This is a genomic window from Streptomyces sp. NPDC028907 (genome assembly GCF_055564995.1).
Genome location: NZ_JBVHVE010000004.1, coordinates 219,334 through 240,015, shown reverse-complemented (window position 1 = coordinate 240,015; position 20,682 = coordinate 219,334). Strand labels below are relative to the sequence as shown.

At 70.3% G+C, this 20,682-nt stretch carries 17 protein-coding genes and 2 pseudogenes; 8 read left to right on the top strand and 11 right to left on the bottom strand.

Annotated elements, in window-relative coordinates:
• Positions 1-317: 317 nt before the first annotated feature.
• Together ACZ4UU_RS13730 and pepN are read right to left on the bottom strand one after the other, a co-directional pair.
• Positions 318-1,379, bottom strand: a complete 1,062-nt coding sequence (locus tag ACZ4UU_RS13730; protein ID WP_468039544.1) for a hypothetical protein — start codon at positions 1,377-1,379, stop codon at positions 318-320.
• A 209-nt stretch (positions 1,380-1,588) separates the two neighbouring features.
• Positions 1,589-4,171 carry an aminopeptidase N gene (gene pepN / locus ACZ4UU_RS13725; protein ID WP_468039542.1) on the bottom strand — a complete coding sequence of 861 codons (2,583 nt, stop codon included), beginning with the start codon at positions 4,169-4,171 and terminating at the stop codon, positions 1,589-1,591.
• Positions 4,172-4,308: 137 nt separating this feature from the next.
• Here pepN and ACZ4UU_RS13720 point away from each other — a divergent pair, with 137 nt between their 5' ends.
• Positions 4,309-4,965, top strand: a complete 657-nt coding sequence (locus tag ACZ4UU_RS13720; protein WP_468039540.1) for a mycothiol-dependent nitroreductase Rv2466c family protein — start codon at positions 4,309-4,311, stop codon at positions 4,963-4,965.
• 3 nt (positions 4,966-4,968) lie between these two features.
• Here the strand turns inward: ACZ4UU_RS13720 and ACZ4UU_RS13715 are convergent, their stop codons facing one another.
• Positions 4,969-5,175, bottom strand: a complete 207-nt coding sequence (locus ACZ4UU_RS13715; RefSeq protein ID WP_468039539.1) for a hypothetical protein — start codon at positions 5,173-5,175, stop codon at positions 4,969-4,971.
• A 58-nt stretch (positions 5,176-5,233) separates the two neighbouring features.
• Entirely contained in the window at positions 5,234-5,386 is a 153-nt protein-coding gene (locus tag ACZ4UU_RS13710; RefSeq protein WP_468039537.1) for a hypothetical protein, read from the bottom strand.
• A gap of 58 nt (positions 5,387-5,444) precedes the next feature.
• Here ACZ4UU_RS13710 and ACZ4UU_RS13705 point away from each other — a divergent pair, with 58 nt between their 5' ends.
• A complete protein-coding gene (locus ACZ4UU_RS13705; RefSeq protein WP_468039535.1) occupies positions 5,445-6,224 on the top strand; it encodes an SAM-dependent methyltransferase in 780 nt (259 codons plus the stop codon).
• A 128-nt stretch (positions 6,225-6,352) separates the two neighbouring features.
• Here ACZ4UU_RS13705 and ACZ4UU_RS13700 read toward each other — a convergent pair whose 3' ends face one another.
• From ACZ4UU_RS13700 to ACZ4UU_RS13690, 3 genes and pseudogenes are all read right to left on the bottom strand, one after another.
• Complete coding sequence (locus ACZ4UU_RS13700) at positions 6,353-6,994, bottom strand: superoxide dismutase (protein WP_468039533.1); 642 nt, start codon at positions 6,992-6,994, stop codon at positions 6,353-6,355.
• A gap of 107 nt (positions 6,995-7,101) precedes the next feature.
• Entirely contained in the window at positions 7,102-8,490 is a 1,389-nt protein-coding gene (locus ACZ4UU_RS13695) for an amino acid permease (protein ID WP_468039532.1), read from the bottom strand.
• A 136-nt stretch (positions 8,491-8,626) separates the two neighbouring features.
• Positions 8,627-8,764 (bottom strand): annotated as a pseudogene (locus ACZ4UU_RS13690) (TauD/TfdA family dioxygenase); the annotation flags it as partial.
• Between the two features lie 233 nt (positions 8,765-8,997).
• On the opposite strand from ACZ4UU_RS13690, the gene ACZ4UU_RS13685 reads away from it, so the two are divergent.
• Positions 8,998-9,579, top strand: a complete 582-nt coding sequence (locus tag ACZ4UU_RS13685) for a biotin transporter BioY (protein ID WP_383451230.1) — start codon at positions 8,998-9,000, stop codon at positions 9,577-9,579.
• Here ACZ4UU_RS13685 and ACZ4UU_RS13680 read toward each other — a convergent pair.
• Together ACZ4UU_RS13680 and ACZ4UU_RS13675 are read right to left on the bottom strand one after the other, a co-directional pair.
• A pseudogene (locus ACZ4UU_RS13680) lies at positions 9,569-10,537 on the bottom strand (FAD-binding oxidoreductase); the annotation flags it as partial. The gene ACZ4UU_RS13685 and the pseudogene ACZ4UU_RS13680 overlap by 11 nt on opposite strands.
• Positions 10,538-10,709: 172 nt before the next feature.
• Complete coding sequence (locus tag ACZ4UU_RS13675) at positions 10,710-11,435, bottom strand: hypothetical protein (RefSeq protein ID WP_468039530.1); 726 nt, start codon at positions 11,433-11,435, stop codon at positions 10,710-10,712.
• Positions 11,436-11,724: 289 nt separating this feature from the next.
• Between ACZ4UU_RS13675 and ACZ4UU_RS13670 the strand changes: the two genes are divergently transcribed.
• Positions 11,725-14,205, top strand: a complete 2,481-nt coding sequence (locus ACZ4UU_RS13670; RefSeq protein WP_468039528.1) for a serine/threonine-protein kinase — start codon at positions 11,725-11,727, stop codon at positions 14,203-14,205.
• Positions 14,206-14,304: 99 nt separating this feature from the next.
• On the opposite strand, the gene ACZ4UU_RS13665 is transcribed toward ACZ4UU_RS13670, so the two are convergent.
• On the bottom strand, positions 14,305-15,777 hold the full coding sequence (locus ACZ4UU_RS13665) for an amino acid permease (protein ID WP_468039526.1): 1,473 nt from the start codon (positions 15,775-15,777) through the stop codon (positions 14,305-14,307).
• Between the two features lie 217 nt (positions 15,778-15,994).
• Between ACZ4UU_RS13665 and ACZ4UU_RS13660 the strand changes: the two genes are divergently transcribed.
• Both ACZ4UU_RS13660 and ACZ4UU_RS13655 read left to right on the top strand, forming a co-directional pair.
• Entirely contained in the window at positions 15,995-16,480 is a 486-nt protein-coding gene (locus ACZ4UU_RS13660) for a ribose-5-phosphate isomerase (RefSeq protein ID WP_468039524.1), read from the top strand.
• 197 nt (positions 16,481-16,677) lie between these two features.
• Positions 16,678-17,487 carry an Fpg/Nei family DNA glycosylase gene (locus ACZ4UU_RS13655; protein WP_468039522.1) on the top strand — a complete coding sequence of 270 codons (810 nt, stop codon included), beginning with the start codon at positions 16,678-16,680 and terminating at the stop codon, positions 17,485-17,487.
• A gap of 31 nt (positions 17,488-17,518) precedes the next feature.
• On the opposite strand, the gene ACZ4UU_RS13650 is transcribed toward ACZ4UU_RS13655, so the two are convergent.
• Complete coding sequence (locus tag ACZ4UU_RS13650) at positions 17,519-18,793, bottom strand: GNAT family N-acetyltransferase (RefSeq protein WP_468039520.1); 1,275 nt, start codon at positions 18,791-18,793, stop codon at positions 17,519-17,521.
• A gap of 162 nt (positions 18,794-18,955) precedes the next feature.
• Here ACZ4UU_RS13650 and ACZ4UU_RS13645 point away from each other — a divergent pair, with 162 nt between their 5' ends.
• Together ACZ4UU_RS13645 and ACZ4UU_RS13640 are read left to right on the top strand one after the other, a co-directional pair.
• Positions 18,956-20,152, top strand: a complete 1,197-nt coding sequence (locus tag ACZ4UU_RS13645; RefSeq protein WP_468039518.1) for a SpoIIE family protein phosphatase — start codon at positions 18,956-18,958, stop codon at positions 20,150-20,152.
• Positions 20,153-20,200: 48 nt separating this feature from the next.
• Positions 20,201-20,668: an HD domain-containing protein gene (locus tag ACZ4UU_RS13640; RefSeq protein WP_468039516.1), complete on the top strand. Its 468-nt coding sequence runs from the start codon at positions 20,201-20,203 to the stop codon at positions 20,666-20,668.
• Positions 20,669-20,682 lie beyond the last annotated feature (14 nt).

Genomic DNA, 20,682 nt, shown 5'->3' with positions numbered 1-20,682 from the left:
CCGAGGGCCAGGCCGTGATCGGCCTGGCCCTCGGTGGCGTGGTAGGCGGAGGCCGTCGTGGCTGCGGTGAGGCGCTCGGTGCCGATGCAGGACCAACACCAGATGTTCCGCGGCGTGTTCGAGGACTGGCAGACCAGGGCCGGTGCCCTGTCGGCTCTGCCGGACGCGCCGGTCGTGCCGGACGACAACCGGCAGGGGCGATCCGCGTGGCGGCGGCTGCGGACTCGCTTCGCACGGGCCGCGGACATGAGGAGGGGCCGCCGGTCAGGCCCGGCGGCCCCTCCTCTCCCCTCCTGATGCCGCGCCTCGGTCCGTCACTACCGCGGCAGCACCACGACATACGCGGCCGGATCGCGGTCCGCGGCGGCCATGAGTGCCGTACGGACCACCGCGGCCTGCTGCTCCAACGCGTCCCGGAGTTTCTTGGGGGTGATGTACACGACCGTGATGCCCAGACGCTCCAAGTGCTCGCGCTTGCGGGCGTACTCGGACCACAGGGCGTCGTCGTCCTGCCGATGGCCTTGGCGGGGCGCCCGGGTGTCCAGCTCCACGGCCACCGCCTGCTCCGGCCAGTAGGCGTCCAGGCCGCCGAGGTGGGGTCCGCCGGGCAGGCGCAGGTCGACGTTCCAGACGGGGTCGGGCAGGCCGTGGATGTGGACCATCTCGTACAGGCGGTCCTCCGCGATGGCGCGGCCCTCGGCGAGCAGGGAGTCCACCGCGTCCACCACGTGCGGACGGGACAGAAGCTTGGCCTGGTTCAACTCCCGTACCACGGCGGCCGGTTCGCAGTGGCCGGCGCGTACGGCCTCGGTCAGCAGGCGGCGTACGGCGCCGGCGTCCGTCAGCTCGGCCACGGCGTCGGCCAGGGCGCGGGGGACCGGGGCCACCGGGAGGCCCGTCACCTGCTGGGGGGTGGGCAGGGCGGGAGTGCGCAGGACGCGGGCGCAGCCCGTCGAGCGCAGGCGTCGCATGCGGGGGACCAGGACGTCGATCGTGTCCAGTGCGGTCAGCGGCGGCGTGGCGGAGAAGCCGTGCAGGGTCAGGGCCGCGAGACCCGTGATCACCGCGTCGGGGTAGGCGGGGGCGGCGTGTTCCTCGCCCGGGTTCGGCTGGGACGGCACCCCGGGCGACCGTTCCCGCGCCGCGTACATCAGCACCGCGTGCAGGCGCTCCTCGCTGGTCGGCGGGCCGGGGTGGAGCAGCAGGACGCCGGGGAGGATCTGCTGCCAGGGGCCGCCGGGGCGGCACTGCTCGTTCATCTCTGCGGTCGCCACGCCGTGCGACTTCAGCTGCGCGGCAGTCATGACGCGGCGGTGTACCTCGGAGAGGTGACGGAGGGGGCGGGGGGAGAGCGGGGGGAGCGGGGTGTTGTGGTTCATGCCCCGGAGATTCCCGCGTCTCGGCGGCCCTTTAACCGCTGTTACACGCCCGTCGACAAATACGGATAACCTGGCACTAAAGGACGGGTGTTCGGATGCCGAGTAGGCACGGAAAACCCCTGGTCCGTTCGGGTTGGACCAGGGGTTACGGCTGCTATTGCCTGAATTCCGTAACGGTCACGGAGTGCCCAGATCGTTGGCCAAAGGTCTTATGCGGTTGACGCCGTCGCGTCGCACGCCTGCCCTCGCAGCCCCCGCGCCAGATCGTCCCGCGCCTCCAGCACCAGCCGCCGCAGCGCCGGCGCCGCCTCCTCGTGGGCCGCGAGCCACGCGTCCGTCGCGTCCAGCGTGGCCTGCGACTGCTGAAGTCCCGGGAACAGACCCCGGACCACGTCCATCCCGATCTGGATCGACCGCTCCGACCACACCCGCTCGATCACCGCGAAGTACCTCTCGGCGTACGGCGCGAGCAGCTCCCGCTGCGACGGCTGCGTGAAACCGGAGATGGTCGCCTCCACCAGCGCGTTGGACAGCGCGTCCGACTCGACGACCTGCGCCCACGCCTGCGCCTTCACCGCCTCCGAGGGCCGGGCGGCGAGGCAGCGGACCTGGTGACGCTTGCCGGACGCCGTGTCGTCCCGGGCCAGTTCGGCCGCCAGCGCCGACTCGTCCGCGACCCCGTGCGCGGCCAGCGGCTCCAGGAACGTCCAGCGCAGCTCCTGGTCGACGTCGAGACCCTCGATCTTCTCCGTGCCCTCCAGCAGCCCCCGCAGCAGCCCCAGGTCCTCCGACCCCGACGCCACCGACGCGAAGAACCGCGCCCACGCCAGCTGCTGCTCGCTGCCCGCCTCGGCCGACCTCAGCTCCCGCAGCGCGCCCTCGGCCACCAGCCGCTCACCGGTCGGCCGCCACGCCGGCGCCGCGTAGTGCACCAGCGACGAGTTCGCCCACGCGTGCAGCATCTGCAGCACACCGATGTCGGACTCACGCCCCGCGAACCGCAGCACCAGCTCCACGAAGTCCCGCGCCGGCAGCAGCGCGTCCCGTGTCATGTTCCACAGCGCCGACCAGCACAGCGCCCGGGCCAGCGGATCGGTCATGTCACCGAGACCGGCACGCAGCGTCGCCAGCGACGTCTCGTCGAAGCGCGTCTTGCAGTACGTCAGGTCGTCGTCGTTCACCAGCACGAGCTCCGGAGCCGCCGCGCCCGCCAGCTCCCCCACGACCGTCCGCGGACCCTCCACGTCCACCTCGGCCTGCGCGAACCGCTCCAACGCGCCGGCCTCCGTCCTGCGGTACAGGCCCACCGCGACCCGGTGCGGACGCAGCTCGGGGTGCGACTCGGCGGCCTCCTGCACCACCGCCAGCTCGTCGATCCGGCCCTCGGCGTCCAGCAGCACCTGCGGGGTCAGCGAGTTCACGCCCGCCGTCTGCAGCCAGGACCGCGACCACGCGCCCATGTCCCGGCCACTGGTCTCCTCCAGCACCGACAGCAGATCGCCGAGGCGCGTGTTGCCGTACGCGTGCCGCTTGAAGTAGCGCCGCGCACCCTCCAGGAACGCGTCCTGGCCGACGTACGCCACGAGCTGCTTCAGGACCGAAGCGCCCTTGGCGTAGGTGATGCCGTCGAAGTTGAGCTTCGCGTCCTGGAGGTCACGGATGTCCGCCGTGATCGGGTGCGTGGAGGGCAGCTGGTCGGCCCGGTACGCCCACGCCTTGCGCCGGTTGGCGAAGGTGATCCAGGCGTCCTTGAAGCGGGTCGCGCCGACGTTCGCGAAGGTGCCCATGAAGTCCGCGAAGGACTCCTTCAGCCACAGGTCGTCCCACCACACCATGGTGACCAGGTCACCGAACCACATGTGCGCCATCTCGTGCAGGATGACGTTGGCCCGGCCCTCGTACGACGACCGCGTCACCTTGCCGCGGAAGATGAACTCCTCCCGGAAGGTCACCATCCCCGGGTTCTCCATCGCGCCGAGGTTGTACTCCGGCACGAACGCCTGGTCGTACTTCCCGAAGGGGTACGGGTAGTCGAAGTGGTCGTGGAAGAAGTCCAGGCCCTGCTTCGTCACCAGGAAGACGTCGTCGGCGTCGAAGTACGGCGCGAGGCCCTTGCGGCACATCGCGCCGAGCGGGATCTCCAGGGTCGTGCCGTCCGCGAACGTACGGGAGTAGGAGTCGGTGACGTAGTGGTACGGGCCCGCCACGACGCACGTGATGTACGTCGAGATCGGCTTCGTCTCCGCGAACCGCCACACCCCGTCGGCGAGTTGACCCGCCCCGTTGCTCCACACCGTCCACTCCTCGGGCGCCCGCACCTCGAAGCGGAACGGCGCCTTGAGGTCCGGCTGCTCGAAGTTCGCGAAGACCCGGCGGGAGTCGGCCGGCTCGTACTGCGTGTACAGGTAGACCTCGCCGTCCTCCGGGTCGACGAAGCGGTGCAGGCCCTCGCCCGTGCGTGAGTAGGCGCACTGTGCGTCCACGACGAGCTCGTTGTCGGCGGCCAGGTCCTCCAGGACGATCCGCGAACCGTCGAAGACCTCGCTCGGGTCCAGATCCCGGCCGTTGAGGGAGACGGCCGTCACACTGGGCGCGATCAGATCCGCGAAGCTCGTGGCGCCGGGCTCGGCGCAGCGGAAGCGGATCGTGGTGACCGAGCGGAAGGTGCGCGGCGCCCCCTCGGGGCCGTCACCGAGGGCGGAACGCACGTCGAGGGACACCTCGTACCCGTCGACGGACAGCAGGGCGGCCCGCTCCCGGGCCTCGTCGCGGGACAGATTCTCACCGGGCACGGACGGCACTCCCTCGGGGATGTTCGGTATGTGGACAGCACTGATCCTGCCATGTGCCCCTGACGGGCGGCAGTAGGGAATGAGCGGGGCGGGGACGACGTTGTCCTGGGGAATCGAACACCTTCACTAGGAGACCCATGTCCGAGAGCAGCTCTGCGAAGACGCCCGTCGACTTCTGGTTCGACCCGCTGTGCCCCTGGGCCTGGATGACCTCTCGATGGGTCCTGGAGGTGGAGAAGGTCCGGGACATCGAGGTGCGCTGGCACATCATGAGCCTGGCCGTGCTGAACGAGCCGAAGCTCGACGAGCTTCCCGCCGAGTACCGCGAGTTGCTGGAGACCAAGGCCTGGCAGCCGATCCGGGTGGTCACCGCGGCCTGGCAGAAGCACGGCTCCGACATCCTCGGCCCGCTGTACACCGCACTCGGCACCCGCATCCACAACGAGGGCCAGGGCCCGACCCGCGAGGCCGTCGAAGGTGCTCTGGCGGACACCGGCCTGCCCGCCGATCTGATCGAGTACTTCGACCAGAAGGACTTCGAGTTCGACGCCGAGCTGCGCGCCTCCCACAAGGAGGGCATCGACAAGGTCGGCCAGGAGGTCGGCACCCCGGTCATCGCCGTGCCCGGCGACGACGGCGAGCAGATCGCCTTCTTCGGCCCGGTCGTCACCCCGACCCCCCTGGGCGAGGACGCCGCGAAGCTCTGGGACGGCACCCTCGCCGTGGCCTCCGTGCCGGGCTTCTACGAGATCAAGCGGACGCGGACGAAGGGGCCGGACTTCAGCAACCTGTAAGGGTCACCCCTCCGGTTCGGGGAACGACGCGCCGTCGTGGTGATTCCCCAGCCGCTGGTAGCGCCGGCAGCCCTCGCGGGCGCAGCGGTAGTACGAGCCCAGGCGGGTGTGCCTGGGCTTGTGCGCTTTGACGTACGCCTGCTCGTCCTCGGAGAGCTCGCGGAACTCCTGCAGCGTGCCTCCGCAGTTCTCGCAGTGCCTGGTCGCCATGGATGCCCTCCTACGGGTCAGCCCTTCCTCGCCATCACCGCCAGATCGGGGAAGTCGGTCACGACCGCGTCGACCCCATCCCGTAGTACAGCGCGTCCTTCGCGAACGCGTCCCCGAAATCGTCCGCTCCGCCGCCGCGCCGGAACTCCGCCGCCGGTGTCGTGCGGGGACGGCCGGCGCGCGAACTCCTCGTGAAATTCGACGGATCCACGTCACTTCTCTCCCTCAAAGTGCCCTGCGAGCCCGACCCGGCGTAGCACCATGGGCACATGACGGAGATCGACACCTCGGTACCGCACTCGGCCCGCATCTGGAACTACTGGCTGGGCGGCAAGGACAACTACCCCGTGGACGAGGCGGCCGGCGACGCCTACACCGCCGTCTTCCCCGGCATCGTCACCATCGCCCGCAGCAGCCGTGACTTCCTCGGCCGCAGCATCCGGTACCTGGTCACGGAGGCGGGCGTCCGCCAGTTCCTCGACGTCGGCACGGGCCTGCCCACGGTCGACAACACCCACGAGGTCGCCCAGCGCCTCGCCCCCGAGTCGAAGATCGTCTACGTCGACAACGACCCGCTGGTCCTGGCCCATGCCCGCGCCCTGCTCACCTCGACGCCGGAGGGTGTGACGGCGTACGAGGACCTGAGCCTGTTCGAGCCGGAGAAGATCCTGGAGGCGGCCTCCCGGACCCTCGACCTCTCCCGGCCCACGGCCCTGATCCTCAGCGGCATCCTCGGTCATGTCGCCGACTACGACCAGGCCCGCGACATCGTGCGCCGCCTCCTGGCCGGTCTGCCCTCCGGCAGCTACCTCTCCCTCAACGAGGGCTCCCGGGGCACCGACCCGGCCTACGAGCAGGCCCAGGACGCCTACAACGAGACCGGCGCGGTCCCGTACTTCCTGCGGCCCGTCGCCCAGATCGCCGCCTACTTCGACGGACTGGACCTGGTGGAACCCGGTCTCGTCTCCGTTCCGCTGTGGCACCCCGAGCCGGGCGACGAGGAGCCCCAACCGATCGGCCAGCACGGCGCCCTGGGCCGCAAGCCCTGACGCCCGCCCCGCCGTCCCCGTACGCAGAAGCCCCCGCGAGTCACGTCCTCGCGGGGGCTTCCTTCATTCCGCCTGCCGTTCGTGAAGGGTGAGAAGACGATCACGAGGCAGGACGCCGGGGGGCGCCGTTACGGCGCGAGCAGCAGGACGTCCGTACGGGACTTGGCGGCCTCGTAACGCCGGGCCACGTCCTGCCAGTTGACGACGGCCCACATGGCGTCGATGAAGTCGACCTTCTGGTTCTTGTACTGGAGGTAGAAGGCGTGCTCCCAGGCGTCGAACACGAGGATCGGCGTGGCACCCTGCCCGACGTTGCCCTGGTGGTCGTAGACCTGCTCGACGATCAGCCGCCCGCTCAGCGGCTCGTAGGCCAGCACACCCCAGCCGGAGCCCTGCGTGGTCGCGGCGGCCTTGGTCAGCTGCGCCTTGAAGCCCGCGAACGACCCGAACGACTCGGCGATGGCGTCCGCCAGATCGCCCACACCGTCGGCCGCGAGCGGCTCGCCGCCCCCGTCACCGGTCATGTTCTGCCAGTAGATGCTGTGCAGGATGTGCCCGGACAGGTGGAAGGCCAGGTTCTTCTCCAGGCCGTTGACCGACCCCCACTGCTCCTTCTCCCGCGCCTCCGCCAGCTGCTCCAGCGTGTCGTTGGCGCCCTTGACGTAGGCCGCGTGGTGCTTGTCGTGGTGCAGTTCGATGATCTCGGGGCTGATCACCGGCGCCAGCGCGGAGTAGTCGTACGGCAGTTCCGGGAGTGTGTAGACGGGCATGAAGGGTCCCCTCAGAAGCTTTTATTGCAAGTAGCTTGCAACAACAAGCTAACAGCAAAAGGCCCCCGTGTGGATCACATGGGGGCCCTTCTGCCGTGAAAGCGGCGTCAGCTCCGGGCGCGCGCCCGCTGCCACGCGTAGCCGGCGACCGCCAGGAACAGCGTCATCCCGCCCGTCGAGTACAGCTGCACCCGCGTGTCGGGTTCGCGCGCCATGAGGACGAAGATCGCGGCCATACCGGCCAGCGCCACCCAGGTCAGCACGGGGAACGCCCACATCCGCACCGCCAGCTTCTGTGGCGCCTCGCGCTCCAGACGACTGCGCAGCCGCAGCTGGGAGACGGCGATGAAGATCCACACGACGAGGATGACCGCGCCGATCATGTTCAGCAGCCAGGGGAAGACGTCGTCCGGCCGCCAGTAGGACAGGACGACGCACACGAAGCCGAAGACGGACGAGGCGAGGACCGCGACGCGCGGGACGCCGCCCGACACCCGGCCCAGCGTCTTCGGGCCCTGGCCGCGCTGGACGAGGGAGTAGGCGATGCGCGAGGAGCCGTAGATGTTGGCGTTCATGGCGCTCAGCAGGGCGACCAGGACCACCACGTTCATCAGCTGGCCGGCGCCGGGGATGCCGAGGTGGTCGAGGGTGGCGACGTACGGGCCCTTCTCGACGACCTCCTTGGAGTCCCACGGGACGAGGGTGACGACGACCGCCATCGAGCCGATGTAGAAGAGGGCGATCCGCCACATGGCCGTGCGGACCGCGCTCGCCACGCCGCTGACCGGGTTCTCCGACTCGGCGGCCGCGATGGTGACCGTCTCCATGCCGCCGTAGGCGAAGACGGAGGCCAGCAGGCCGATGATCAGGCCCTCGGTGCCGTTCGGCAGGAAGCCGCCCGCGCCCGTGAGGTTCGCGGTGCCCGGGGCGTCCGTGCCCGGCAGGACGCCCGCGATGGCCAGCCCGCCCAGCACCAGGAACAGCCCGATCGCGCCGACCTTCAGCGCCGCGAACCAGAACTCGAACTCGCCGAAGTTCTTCACGGCCGCCAGGTTCGCGCCGCAGAAGACGACCATGAACAGGGCCACCCAGGCCCACTCGGGCGTGTGCGGCAGCCAGGTCGTGACGATCTTCGCGGCGCCGATGCCCTCCAGGCCGACGGCCGTGCAGAGCAGCACCCAGAACGACCAGCCGGCCGTGAAGCCCGCCCACGGGCCGATCGCCCGCTCGGCGTGCGCGGAGAAGGAGCCGGAGGAGGGATACGCGGCCGACATCTCGCCGAGCATCCGCATCACCAGCATCACGAGGAGACCGGAGATCACATAGGCGATGACGATCGAGGGGCCGGCGGCGGCGATTCCGGCGCCGGAGCCGACGAAGAGACCCGCGCCGATGACGCCGCCGAGGGCGATCATCGACAGGTGACGCTGCTTGAGGCCGTGGGACAGGGAGACGTCGTCCGCCTGCGGGGGCGCCTGAGCGGTGGAGTGGGGCATGGGCGCGGCTCGTCCAATGCGTGAGAGGGCAAAAAACGCCCACAGTCTGGGCAGTCTCACCGCTCAGAAGGAGAGGATGCCCACTATGCGGACACTCGGCGCACTGTAGGTGACGCGACGACTACGCGGCGGCGGCCGGCGCGGCGCCCGCGGCGGTCACCCGGCGCAGGCGGCGCGGCAGGCCGTCGTAGTTGTCGATGGCGTAGTGCTGGGTGATGCGGTTGTCGAGGACGACCGGCTGGTTCTCCCACCACCGGGGATGGGGGACTTCCTCGGTCCCACCCCCGATTGGGGAATCCCTACAGTCGGCCCCCGCCCCGGTCATGTGAGGTGAGCGTCCCTGCCTCAGTGACCGGCATCACCCCGTACCCGGTGTAACCGCCACTCTTTGTCCGGAGCCCACCAACCCCACGAACCGCCCTTTGTCGACCACTGACGGTGAGGGACCAAAACCCCCTGGGATAGCGTCACAAGGTCCCGTACCGCCCTCACCCTCGCGGAGTCCCCATGAGCACCGCCGCTGCCGCCCCCGCCCGCCCCGGACAGGTCCTCGCCGACCTGATCCCGGCCTCCCGACTCCGCGACATCGCGCTCGTCGTCGGCGGCGCCGCGCTCACCGGCCTCGCGGCCCAGATCTCCGTGCCCGTGCCGGGCTCCCCGGTGCCGGTGACCGGCCAGACCCTCGCGGTCCTGCTGGTCGGCACGGCCCTCGGCGCCGGCCGCGGCTTCCTCTCCCTCGCCCTGTACGCCCTGGCCGGCATCGCGGGCGTGCCGTGGTTCGCGGACGGCACCTCCGGCGCCGCCGCCCCCTCCTTCGGCTACATCCTCGGCATGATCCTCGCCTCCACCGTCGTCGGCGCCCTGGCCCGCCGCGGCGCGGACCGGACCGCGCTGCGCACCGCGGGCGCGATGCTGCTCGGCGAGGCGATCATCTACGCCGTCGGCGTCCCCTACCTGGCCCTCGCCACCGGCATGTCGGCGACCGCGGCCATCGCGGCCGGCCTCACCCCGTTCCTGATCGGCGACGCCCTGAAGGCGGCCCTGGCGATGGGTGCCCTGCCCACCACCTGGAAGCTGCTCAACCGCTGACGCCGTAGTTTGCGCGAAAGAGGTTCGCCGGGTCGTACCGCGGCTTGATCCCGGCGAGCCTCTTCCGCGTTCCGGTGTCGTACGGCCCGGCGCCCCGATCCCCCGCTCCGAAGGCGAAGTTGACGGTCCGCCCGAGCGTGACGGATGCGAGGAGCTCGAAGGCGGGGTCCAGGATCTCCCGGGCCCGTTCCCGATCCGCCACGGTCAACATCCGCACCAGGAACCTGCCTTCGCGATACGGCACCGAGTTCGCGGCGGGCCGGGCGAGCGCCCCGCCCAGATGACTGACCTGTACGACACACATGGCCCCGGCGGCCTCCGGCCCGGTCCGCCCGAGCGCGCCGGCCAGCGCGTCGAGGTCCCATGCGCCCAACACCGCGCTGTCCCCGTAGTAGGCGTGCGGGAAGTCGGGGTCGCAGTGGACGGTGTGGCTCTCGGAGTACGGCATCTCGCGCAGGGAGTCGGACAGCACGGCCCCGATCCGCCGCAACGGGGCGACGATCCGGTCACCGTCGGGACCGGTGTGGGCGACCCGCACCGAGACGACGTACACCACGCAGGTGCGGCGGCAGCGCCGGGATGTCCGGATACGGGACGGCGGCGAAGGACGACGTCAGCCCGTCGGGCACGGTCCGTGTCCACTCCTCGTACGCCCGCAGTACGACCGCCGGGTCGACGTCCCGCCCGTCGAAGGCGAGGGATCCGCCGTAGAGCGTGCGGACGGGGACGAGGCCGATCTCCATCTCCGTGACGACACCGAAGGCGTGCCCGGCACCGAGGAGGGCCCAGTACAGGTCGCCCTCGGACTCCGGCGTGACGTGGGGCGCTGCCGCCCGTCCGCGGTGACGACGTCCAGCGAGCGGACATGGTCGGCGGCGCACCCGAACTCCCGGGCCAGGATGCCGAGTCCACCGCCCAGCGTGTACGACACGGCGCCGACGGAGGTGGTCGGGCCGCTGGGCGAAGCCGGTCTGGAATCCGGCGAGTTCGTCGTCGTAGCCGGGGCGGCCGGGGTGGAGAAGGGGCAGTTCGGTGAGGTGTCGCGGGGAGGTCATGGCACGAAGAGTGGCCGGATAACCTGACAGCTGCCGTCGAGTTATCCGGCCGATCTCTTTCCGAGGAGTCCCCGCTCAGTCGGCGGGCCTCCTGGGCCGCCGCAGCTGGGACCACCACAGCCCGGCCGCGCCGACCGCGATCAGGGTGGCGCCGGCCGCGCCCAGCGGCAGGACGTCACGGCCGAGGCCGGTCTTGGGCAGTTCGTCGGCGCCCGGTGCGACCGGCTTGTTGTCGGTGCCGAGAAGCAGCGGGGTGGCCGGGGCGTCGGGCGACGGATTCGCCGTACCGAACGGCACCGGCCCCTGCTGCCAGTACGTCTTCTTGCCGTCTCCGCTCTGCACGGGGAGGCATATCCTGCCGGTCTTGCCCAGGTCGTACGTGGCCTCGACGGCGTACGACTTCGACTCACCGGCCGGGAGATTGTCGACGGCACAGGCGAAACCGCTGTTCGAGCCCTCCGGGAGGTTTCCTTTTGCGATAGCTGAACAGCCCTCGACATTCTTGACCGTGAGGCCGTCGAAACCGACGACCAAAAGCTGGATCTCTCCGCTGTCCTTGGTCCCTTCGTTCTTCACCGTGGCGGTGATGTCGGTCTCCCGCGAACCGTTGTCCACCGAGATCTTCTCGGGCAGCAGAGTCGTCAGTTTCACCCCTGCCGGCGCCTCGTCGATGACCTTTCCCCCCTTGCTGCTGGCAGGGCCCTGGTCGTCCGCACCGGCAGTGGCGGAAAGGATCAGCACTGCCGAGAAAGATGTCGCGACCAGCGATCCCGCGATGGCCGTCGTGCGACGAGAACTCATGTTCGTCCCCCTTGCCTGCGCCTGAATTCGCAGTACTTGAAGAGCTACCACAAGATTTCTCCGCACTATGCTGATACGGCTGGAAGTGTGACCGTTGTGTTTCAATGGCGGATGTCCGATGCGGCGTGGTGGGGGGTGCAGCGGATTGCCGGGAAACGTGGGAAACATGGGAAGTCCAGGGAATCCTGATCATGCGGATCGTGCGGGTGGTGGCGCGAGGAACGGCGGGGTTCCGGGTTCACTGGTGACGGGCCGTTATCGATTGGTCGAGAGTATTGGCCAGGGGGGAATGGGGCGCGTGTGGCGGGCGGTCGACGAAATTCTCGACCGACTGGTCGCCGTCAAGGAAATGCGCATCGATGGCCTCGACCCCGAGGACACGCGCACCCGCCGGGAGCGCACCCTGCGCGAGGCGCGGGCGACGGCGCGGATCGACCACCCCAACGTCGTCCGGGTCTACGACGTGGTGGACGAAGGCGAACGCCTCTGGATCGTCATGGAGTTGGTGGCGGGCCGCTCCCTGGAACGCATCATGGCGGAGGAGGGGCCGCTGGGCCCGTGCGAGACGGCCCGGATCGGCATCGGCCTGGTCGCGGCACTGCGCCAGGTACACGCCCGGGGTGTCCTCCACCGGGACATCAAGCCGGGCAACGTGCTGGTCGAGACGGAGGTGACGCGAGCGCGCGGGCGCGGGCGGGTGGTCCTGACGGACTTCGGCATCGCGGCGATCCAGGACGCGAAGGCCCTCACCATGGTCGGCATGCTGGTCGGCTCCCCCGACTACATGGCCCCCGAACGGATCTCCGGCCGCCCCCAGGGCCCACCGTCCGACATCTGGTCCCTGGGCGCCACCCTGAGCGCGGCCCTCGCCGGCCGCTCCCCCTTCTCCCGCGACACCACCCTGGCAACCCTGCACGCGGTCCTCTACGAGGACCCCGAACTCCCGCCCACAGCAGGCCCCTTGCACGCCGTCCTCACCACTCTCCTGCAGAAGGACCCCACCCACCGCCCCGGCCTCGACGCCCTGGAGAGGGCCCTGGAGCCGGTGGCGTTCCCGGTTCCCACGCCGACGATGCCGGTGGTGGGGGGAGGGGGGCCTGGGGGTGGGCGACCCGACAACGAGGTCGAAGGCGGCTGTGGGTTGGAGGGAGCGGGGGCTGAGGTCGCTCCTGAGGGCCGGAAGGCCGAGGCGGCCCCAGGGCTTGAGGGAACACATGCTGAGACCGGCCCCGGGGAACCAGCCGAGGAGTTCGAGGCCGGTCTCGGGCGTGGCGGAGCGGGGGGCGGCGCCTGTCCCGGGGGTCCGTCATCGGGTGGGGGAGCGGAGGCCGACGACGGCCACGGGGGGCGAGGCACCGCGGGCGCGTCAACCCCATGGCTCACGAGGCGGGACGTCGAGGCCGTCTCGGAACGCGGGCTCCAGCCACCGCACGGCCAGGTGCCCGGACTTCAGCCGGCACATGGGCCCGAGCTCGAACCCACTCCCGAGCAGGGTTCCGTGCGCGGCTCCCCTTCCACACAGGCCCCCGAGCCCGGATCAGCCCCACCGCCCGCCACCCGCGCCCACCCCTCACCGGCTTCACCCGTCCCCAACCACCCCCCGACCCCCAAGCCCAAACCTCAGCCGAAGCCCAACGCCGCGACGGTGTCGCCTACGCCCCCCGACCCCCGTCAGCCCGACGACGTACGCGACGCCATACCGCCACAGGCCTCGCCGGCGACCGACGACACACAAAAAACCGCACCACCCGCGCCACCCGCGCCTGCGCCACCCGCACCCGCACGAACCGCACCCGCACGAACCGCACCCGCACGCAGCGAGCCCGCACACCCCGACGCCAACGACGGCCCACCTGCCACCACCAAGGCCCGCCCACACCCCACGCCGACTCCCACCCCCGACAGCACTCCCACCCGCACCGCCGCTCGCACCTCCACCGAACTCGCCTCCCAGGCCACGTCGGAGGCCCGCTCGGAGGTCCGTACTCCCGCGTCGCCCGGCAACTCCGGCACAGTCGCACCCCACCGCCCCGGAGTCTCCCTGGCCCGCTCCGCAGCGGTGACCGAGCAGCGCCCCCTGCCCGCAGGTCCCCCTCCGCACGGCGTCATGCCACCCGGCGAGCTCCCCGGCCCCGCCGTCCCGGCTGAACACCCCCGCCGCGCGCGCCGCCGTACAGGGAAGGTCGCCGCCGTCGCAATCGTCGCCGCAGGCGCCACCGTGGCGGTCGTCCTGGCGATCAATCCGGGCGGGCCCGAGGACGATCACGCCGGCTCCTCGCCATCACCGTCACCGTCCTCCTCCGCGTCCGCGTCCTCGACGGTCGAAGGCACAACGAGGCCGCAAAGCCTCCCGCCGGGATCCCGCAGGGAGGCGGGCGGGTTCGCGTGGGTGCCGCCCGAGGGCTGGCGGCGGGACGTCAAGACCGGGTCGGAGGTGCACTACACCTCCCAGGACGCCGAACAGGAACTCGCCGCCAAGTCGTCCCTGGCCCGCGACGACCTGATGGACTCCTGGCAGAAGTCGGAGGAGAACGCCCGGCAAGGGCAGCAGTACCGCAAGATCCGTCTGGAACGGACGACGTTCCGCGGGCACCCGGCGGTCGTCTGGGAGTACACCTTCACGCTCCAGGGCGACCCCTGGCACGCCCGGCTGCTGGGCTTCACCGTCGACGGCAAGTCGTACCAGATCAACACGTGGTACCGGCCGGACGGAGAGGCGGAGGCGTTGAAGACGTACGAGAAGGTGAGAGACAGCTTCACGGTGCTGTAGGCACGCAAGCCGGAACCAGCCGGAACCAGCCGGAACAAGCCGAGGGGCCTTCGGGAACGCGCACGCGTTCCCGAAGGCCCCTCGAACTCCAAGCGATGCTCAGCCGGTCTTGACCTCATCACGCGGCAGATCCGAAACGGCAGCCGCCGCCTCGCCCTCCACCGCGCGCCCCCGGCCGACCTTCTCCTTCACGAAGGCCACGACCAGGACAACCGCCGCCACCAGCAGCGACAGCAGCACGGTCTTCCGGCCGTCATGCTCGGTGTCGGTCAGCATGTAGCCCAGCACGAACACGATCAGCGCGGCCGTCGCCCAGGTCAGATACGGGTACAGCCACATCCTCACGACCAGCTTCTCCGGGGCCTCGGCCTGGATGATCTTCCGCATGCGCAGCTGCGAGAAGCAGATCACCAGCCACACGAACAGCGCGACCGCACCGGAGGAGTTGACGAGGAAGAGGAAGACGGAGTCCGGGAACTTGTAGTTGAAGAAGACGGCGACGAAGCCGAACACCACGGACACGAGGATCGCGGTCCGCGGCACACCCCGGCCGGTCGTCCGCGCGAACGATTTCGGCGCGTCCCCGCGCTCGCCGAGCGAGAAGGCCATACGGGAGGCGGTGTAGAGGCCGGAGTTGAGACAGGACAGCACCGAGGTCAGCACGATGAAGTTCATGATCTGGCCGGCGTGCGGGATGCCGAGGGAGTCGAGAGCGGCGACGTACGAACCGTCGTCGGCGATCGACTTGCTGTCCCAGGGCAGCAGGGCCACCACGACGAGGATCGAACCCAGGTAGAAGACCGCGACACGCCAGATGATGCTGTTGGTGGCCTTGGTGACGGCCCGCTGCGGGTTCTCGGACTCACCGGCGGCCAGCGTGGCGATCTCGCTGCCCATGAAGGAGAAGACGACGAGCAGCACACCGGTGAGGATCGCGCCGGCACCGTGGGGCAGGAAGCCGCCGTGGTCGGTGAGGTTGCTCAGTCCGGCCTGCGAGCTGTCGACGCCCGGCAGCAGCCCGAACACGGCGAGCCCGCCGACGACGATGAACGCGGCGATGGCCACGACCTTGATCCCGGCGAACCAGAACTCGAACTCACCGTAGGAGCCGACGGAGACCAGGTTGGTGGCGGTGAGCACCACCATCACGATCAGCGCCCAGCCCCACTGCGGAACGGCCGGTATCCACCCCTCCAGGATCGCCGCGCCGGCGGTCGCCTCGACTGCCAGCACCACCACCCAGAAGAACCAGTAGAGCCAGCCGATGGAGAAGCCCGCCCAGGGCCCGAGCGCCCGGTCGGCGTGGGCGGAGAACGACCCGGACGTCGGATTGGCCGCGGACATCTCGCCGAGCATCCGCATCACCAGCACCACGAGCGTGCCGACGAGGGCGTACGACAGAAGGATGCCGGGTCCTGCGGTGGCGATACCGGAGCTGGACCCGACGAAGAGTCCGGCACCGATGACGCCACCGATGGCGATCATGGAGAGATGACGGTTCTTGAGTCCGGCCTGGAGGCCATGGCCGCCGACGGCCGGCTCGGCCGTCTTCTGGTTCGGCTGCGAAGTCATGGAACGGATTTCCTTTGAGCCGTGGGGAGCGGTTCTCGTACGAGTCGTAGTGGAGCGACGTACGAGTCGAACCAGTGAATCGGAGGAGAATAGATTCGGGAACCTTTGATTCGTGATTGTTACTTGAGGTTCCCTTGAGCTTCCATGGCCTGTGTCACAATAAACAGGATCGACACCCGGCGCTGCTGCACCGAAACAGCCGTGTCACACTCGTTCCATGCGCGTGTATCTCGGCTCCGACCATGCGGGCTTCGAACTCAAGAACCACCTCGTCGACTGGCTGAAGGCGGCGGGCCACGACCCGGTCGACTGCGGCCCTCACATCTACGACGCCCAGGACGACTACCCGCCCTTCTGCCTCCGCGCGGCGGAGAAGACGGCCGCGGACCCCGACTCCCTCGGCATCGTGATCGGCGGCTCGGGCAACGGCGAGCAGATCGCCGCCAACAAGGTGAAGGGCGTCCGCGCGGCCCTCGCCTGGAGCGAGGAGACGGCCTCCCTCGGCCGCCAGCACAACAACGCGAACGTCGTGGCGGTCGGCGCCCGCATGCACACGCAGGACGAGGCCACCAAGTTCGTCGAGACGTTCCTCAGCACCCCGTACTCCGGTGACGAGCGTCACACCCGCCGCATCACCATGCTGGCCACGTACGAAACGACCGGCGACCTCCCCCCGATCCCCCCGCACCACCCCCAGCAGTAACACCCACGGGTCGGACCACGCACTCTCAGCCCGTCCGGCGTTTGAGGACGAGGCCCGAAGGGCCGATAGCAGGGGTCTGGGGGCGCAGCCCCCAGCGGGGTCGAAGGGGCGGAGCCCCTTCAAGGGATGGGACGGGTAGGGGCGGCGGGGGCGAGAAACCCTGGCGCCCCCACTTCCCACGCACACAAGGAGCCACCGTGCCCGAGGGCCACACCATCCACCGTCTGGCCCTCGACTACGCCACGGCGTTCCGCGGCACAACCCCCCACGTCACCAGCCCCCAGGGCAAGTTCTCCGACGCCGCCGCCCTGCTCGACCAAGCCGAACTCACCCTCACCGAGGCCCACGGCAAACACCTCTTCCTCGGCTTCCGCGACACCGACTGGATCCACATCCACCTCGGCCTCTTCGGCAAGGTCAACTTCGGCCCCACCCCCGCACCCCCACCCACGGACACCGTCCGCCTCCGCCTCGCGAACAGCACCGCATACGTGGACCTCCGCGGTCCCACCACCTGCGCCCTGATCACCCACCCCGAGAAGCAGGCGATACACGACCGCCTCGGCCCCGACCCCCTCCGCGACGACGCCGACCCCCACCAGGCCTACCGACGGATCTCCCGCAGCCGTACGACGATCGCCGCCCTGCTCATGGACCAGAAGGTCATCGCGGGCGTCGGCAACGTCTACCGCGCCGAAGTCCTCTTCCGCCACCGCATCGACCCGTACCGCGCCGGCAAGGACATCACCCCAGCCCAGTGGGAAGCCATCTGGACGGACCTGGTCGACCTCATGCACGAGGGCGTCCGCAACAACCGCATCGACACCGTCCGCCCCGAACACACCCCGGAGGCGATGGGCCGCCCACCGCGCGTGGACGACCACGGCGGCGAGGTCTACGTCTACCGAAGGGCCACCCTGCCCTGCCACATCTGCGGCGGCGAGATCCGCACCGCCGACCTCGCCGCCCGCAACCTCTTCTGGTGCCCGAACTGCCAGACCCCGTAGGGACGTTGCCGAAGCCGCCCTGGGCTCGGCCTCAGAACCCGTGCGGCAACCACGGCGCCACAGCCGAGCCGAACCCCACCGAGGCCTCCGCCAGCGCCCCCTGCCGCAACTGCCGCACCCGCCCGGCCGCCCCCAGCGCCTCCAGGCTCACGCCACCGAGATACGCCGCCCCCAACTCCCGTACGGACAGGGAGAGATCGGCCGCGTCGGTCGTACGCTCGCAGGACGCGCCCTTGGGATCCCCGGACAGCCGCCAACGCCCGGTGTTCCAGGGGCAGAAGGCGTCCTCCACCTCCAGCACCACGTCCACCGGCGCCTGATAGGTCCGCGCCTGAAGCGCGGCCCCGAGGTCCACCAGCCGTACATGCAGGGAATCCCGCACCCGCACCGCACACCGCCGGATGTCGGACACCTGGTACTGCCAGGCCTCGTCCACCGGACGCCCGTACATCCTCACCGTGGACGTCAGGTCGATGTCGAACAGGAACCGCCACAGCGCGGCCTGCGCCGCAGGGTCCAGGGCCTCCGTGTCCCGCAGATGGACGACGCCCTTCGGCCCGGCGGCGTCCCAATCCGGCTTGACCCGGAAACGCGCGTACCCCACGACCTCGCCGTCCCGCTCCGCCAGCACGCACATCAACGGCGACGCGCCGTCCCGGTCGCTCTCCGGGTCGAGCAGTCCGAGCCGCTCCCAGCCGGGCGTCCGTGCGACCATCCCCGGCCGTCCGGGGACCTTGCGCGCGTACACCGCCTCGCACACGTCGAGGACGTCGGCCGCGACGGCGTACCGCAGACGTACGTCGTCGGTGCCTGGCGGCACGGACAGCCGGACGCGGGTCGTGTCGATCTCGGAGTTCACATGGAAGGTGCCGATGCCGTACCCGAACCGGCCGTAGATCTCCGGCTCGGAGGCGGTCAGCACGGCCAGCGGCCAGCCCCACGCTCGTATGTCGTCGAGCTGCCGGCGCATCATCGACGTCAGGACGCCACGCCGGCGGTGCGTCGCGGCGACGCTGACCATGGTGACCCCGGCGGCGGGCACGGCGGCCCCGCCGGGCACGGTCAGCCGGAAGCTGAAGGCGCCGGCCGTGCCCACACACGCGTCCCCGTCCCAGGCACCGAGGGAACGGTCGAGCTCGGTCAGGGAGTTCCACAACTCCCGCTCCTCGGCCGCCTCCGGGACGCCGCCGAAGCCGCGGATCAGTGTGTCGTACCAGATGTCCCAATCATCCCGCCGCAGCACCCGAAGCTCGGGACGGCCGGAGTGCCCGGTGTACCCGGGGTGGCTCGCACTGTCATTCGCCATGAACCATGCCTACCAGGGCATTGCGGGACGAGCGAGGGAATTTCTCGTTGGCGGCTACGAGGTGGCTTTCTGTGAAGTTCACTGTGAAGTTGAACCTCGGACGGGGGACAAGTGGGACCTCCCGTGCCAAGCAGCTGGTCCGATGGATAGGGTCCCGAACTAATGGCAGCAGGACGAGAGCGGCGCACGGTGGCCGAGACGTTCACGGCCCGGTTGAAGATGCAGTGGCACCGGGCCCGCGTCGGCGTGCGCAGAAGCGCGGTGGACTACTTCCGCGGCGACGGCTCGGACTGGATCGCCCTGGCCGGCCTGCTGCTCACCGTCCCCTTGATCTGCGCCATGACGATGGCCAACCCGGTCTGGTTCTCCCCGGCCGCCCTGGTGCTCCCCATCGTCGCGGGCGGCCTGCTGCTGCGCCCGGCGAGCCTGCTGGGCCTGTACGCGGCGGCGGCGACGGCACTGATCGTGGAGTCGGTGCAGCTGGGGCCGTACACGGAGGGCCCCTCCCGGGTAACCCCGGGCGTGGTCCTGGTGGTGGCGGCCTGTGGCTTCTTCGGCCTGCTGATCGCGCAGTTCCGCAGCCGTGTGGGCGTGCCCTGGCGGCGTGGCGGCACGATGCTCTTCGACCTGCGCGAACGCATCCGCGTCCAGAGCAAGCTGCCCAGCCTGCCGCACGGCTGGCATCGTGAGATGGCGCTGCGCCCGGCGGGCGGCCAGTCCTTCTCGGGCGACTTCGTCGTGGCGGCCCGCACCAACGGCGGCCGCACCCTGGAGGTCGTCCTCACGGACGTCTCCGGCAAGGGCATGGACGCTGGCTCACGCGCCCTGCTCCTCTCCGGAGCCTTCGGCGGCCTCCTGGGCAGCCTGCCCCCGCACGCCTTCCTCCCGGCGGCCAACGGCTACCTGCTCCGCCAGGACTGGGACGAGGGCTTCGCCACCTCGATCCACCTCGTCCTGGACCTGGACTCGGGCGACTACGAGCTCTACTCCGCGGGCCACCCCCCGGGCCTGCAGCTGAGCGCGGGCAGCGGCCGCTGGGAGGAAAAGGCCGCCGAGGGCCCCCTGCTCGGCGTCTACGACGGCGCCCAGTTCGACCCCGTCAAGGGCTCACTGCGCCCCGGAGACGTCCTGATGCTGTTCACCGACGGCCTCGTCGAGACCTCCGACCGCGACATCGTCGAGGGCATAGACCGCCTCACCGGCGAAGCCGACCGCTACGTGGCCGGCGGCTTCCACGGAGCCGCCTGGCACCTCATCGAAGCGGTGGCCAAGGACGTCAACGACGACAGAGCCCTCCTGCTCATCTGCCGAGAGGGCCCAACAGCCCAGACAGCCCCTGGAACGGGCGGAGCCCCTTAAAAGGGACGGGACGGGTGGAGGCGGCGGGGGCGAGGGCACACTGGACCGGTGACCGACACCGACCACCCAACCCCGCTGACCCTGGCCGACGTAGAGACGATCGCCCTCGCCGCCCACGCCCACCAGACCGACAAGGCCGGCCGCCCCTACGCCGATCACCTCAGAGCCGTAGCAGAAGGCGTCCGCACCCGCGGAGGCGACGACGCCCAGATCGCCGCAGCCTGGCTCCACGACGCGGTGGAGGACGACGCCCTCTCCGAACAGTGGCTGCAAGAGGCCCCGCTGAGCCCCCGCACCAAGGCGATCGTGCGCGCCGTCACCAAGCACCCGGGAGAACCCCCCGAGACCTACGCCACCCGCATCCTCACCACCCCGGGCGCCCTCCTCGTGAAGGAGGCGGACCTGGCACACAACGCGGACCCGTCCCGCCTGGCGGCCCTCGACGAACCGACCCGCAGACGACTGACCGAGAAGTACGCACGGATGCGCGCACTTCTCGGCCTGACCGGAGACTGACTCTCCGCGCTGTT

Coding starts and splice junctions, on each gene's coding strand:
- ACZ4UU_RS13705 (WP_468039535.1), top strand. CDS start 5,445: ATGACGGAGATCGACACCTCGGTACCGCACTCGGCCCGCATCTGGAAC.
- ACZ4UU_RS13700 (WP_468039533.1), bottom strand. CDS start 6,994: ATGCCCGTCTACACACTCCCGGAACTGCCGTACGACTACTCCGCGCTG.
- ACZ4UU_RS13670 (WP_468039528.1), top strand. CDS start 11,725: ATGGGGCGCGTGTGGCGGGCGGTCGACGAAATTCTCGACCGACTGGTC.
- ACZ4UU_RS13730 (WP_468039544.1), bottom strand. CDS start 1,379: ATGAACCACAACACCCCGCTCCCCCCGCTCTCCCCCCGCCCCCTCCGT.
- ACZ4UU_RS13645 (WP_468039518.1), top strand. CDS start 18,956: ATGGCAGCAGGACGAGAGCGGCGCACGGTGGCCGAGACGTTCACGGCC.
- ACZ4UU_RS13685 (WP_383451230.1), top strand. CDS start 8,998: ATGAGCACCGCCGCTGCCGCCCCCGCCCGCCCCGGACAGGTCCTCGCC.
- ACZ4UU_RS13665 (WP_468039526.1), bottom strand. CDS start 15,777: ATGACTTCGCAGCCGAACCAGAAGACGGCCGAGCCGGCCGTCGGCGGC.
- ACZ4UU_RS13715 (WP_468039539.1), bottom strand. CDS start 5,175: ATGGCGACCAGGCACTGCGAGAACTGCGGAGGCACGCTGCAGGAGTTC.
- ACZ4UU_RS13675 (WP_468039530.1), bottom strand. CDS start 11,435: ATGAGTTCTCGTCGCACGACGGCCATCGCGGGATCGCTGGTCGCGACA.
- ACZ4UU_RS13650 (WP_468039520.1), bottom strand. CDS start 18,793: ATGGCGAATGACAGTGCGAGCCACCCCGGGTACACCGGGCACTCCGGC.
- ACZ4UU_RS13660 (WP_468039524.1), top strand. CDS start 15,995: ATGCGCGTGTATCTCGGCTCCGACCATGCGGGCTTCGAACTCAAGAAC.
- ACZ4UU_RS13695 (WP_468039532.1), bottom strand. CDS start 8,490: ATGCCCCACTCCACCGCTCAGGCGCCCCCGCAGGCGGACGACGTCTCC.
- ACZ4UU_RS13720 (WP_468039540.1), top strand. CDS start 4,309: ATGTCCGAGAGCAGCTCTGCGAAGACGCCCGTCGACTTCTGGTTCGAC.